We start from the raw sequence: 1,479 nt of genomic DNA, 5'->3' as shown, positions 1-1,479 counted from the left end.
CCAAGTACTATAATTTTTATTGGTTCCACATTTAATTATATCTTTATTTTATCATAGTGTGTAATGAATTTGTCTCATAACTGTAAAATTTCTCTATCTTATGATAGTTTTTATGGAAATTTTGCCCAAAAGTTGATTAGTTCATGATTGACTCAACGAATCCTCATCCATATACTTAAATACAGAAAAATAGGAAAAGGTGATTGGATGGATTTTGAAATTACATATTTATCGTTTTATGTTGTAACTGTTGAAGGTAAAGGTGAACAATCCGATAAACGATATAAACATTTCCAAACATTAGATGAATCAATGTTTGAAGAAAGCGCATTGAAAGGCTTTTTAGAAGGTGAACTTGAAAGAATTGTCAATCGTAAAGTTGAAAAACATCCAAAATCTGATTCTGTACCTACGAAATTAGGTCACTTTATCGTCGAAGAAGGCCATTCATTAGACTCAAATCCAAATTATAATTTATTCCAGCGAATAAGAGATGCAAAATCGATTGAAGATTTTAAAGCAGAAAATGAAACTTTAGTTATAAATTACATTGATACAAGTGCAGTTCGCGGTGGAGCATTTCTAGTTATTCAAGCGAAACTTAGAAAATATTTTGATGATACATTCTTATTTGTACTAAAATGTGATTTTGAACCAAAAGTAGCCTCCATTTCAGATGAATCTACTCTCATTAAAACAGTTGAAATGGCGATTACAACGAAAAATATGAAATCGATTCAATACCCTTATATGGAAGAATTAGGGATGATCTCAGAGAGTGAATTAAAAATCCATCAGGCATCACACGCAAGATATTTTGAAGACTTTTTAAAATTTGTTTCCTATTCTGAATCAATGCCTGAAATTGTAAAAACTCAAGTAATGGAAATGGTTTATGACAAAATTGAAGACGTTTTTGAAGAGGAAAGTGTTGAAAGACAACAATTCGATGCAGCAATGGAAGTATGGGCAGCAAGTCCTAAACGTGAAATTCAAGAGCATTTTACACCCAATGAAGTAATCGAAGCAGCGGCACAAATTGTGGAACATACACCAGAAATTGAATTATCATTTAAAGCGGATCACTTTTCTATAAAAGGATTACTAGCTGATTTTGGTGATAGCCTCCATATTGCGAAAGTAAACGGTCGATATGTTGTAATCTTAGAAGCTGATACATTGCAATTTGAAAAGGGATTTTCACCGATTGAATTTTTAAAACCGGATGAGTTGGATGATGTAATTGAGCGAATTGGTCAGAAGGTAAATATTCCAGGATATTGAACGATCGAATAATGAAATGAATGTAATAAAAAATTAAAAGACAGTTGGCTATTACAAGCTTGCTGTCTTTTCTATTTCAACATATTACTTTAGAAAGTCGACATCTAAGTGAAAGCCTTTGAATGCAAGTAAAAACATTCTAGGCGTTTATCAAATTAAATCATTTTTCAAGCAACATATATATGTTTTAATACC

1 protein-coding gene is annotated in these 1,479 nt (G+C 31.4%); it reads left to right on the top strand.

Annotated features, from left to right (window positions below):
- Nucleotides 1-207 precede the first annotated feature (207 nt).
- Complete coding sequence (locus CN514_RS24930; RefSeq protein ID WP_098234847.1) at nt 208-1,284, top strand: DUF3900 domain-containing protein; 1,077 nt, start codon at nt 208-210, stop codon at nt 1,282-1,284.
- The last annotated feature ends 195 nt before the right edge of the window (nt 1,285-1,479 follow it).

It is taken from the genome of Bacillus sp. AFS001701, assembly GCF_002559405.1.
Classification (GTDB): domain Bacteria; phylum Bacillota; class Bacilli; order Bacillales; family Bacillaceae_G; genus Gottfriedia.
This window is presented reverse-complemented; position numbering and strand designations above follow the sequence as displayed.

What these genes read in the sequence shown, in the direction of transcription:
- CN514_RS24930 (WP_098234847.1), top strand. Translation starts at nt 208, where the DNA reads ATGGATTTTGAAATTACATATTTATCGTTTTATGTTGTAACTGTTGAA.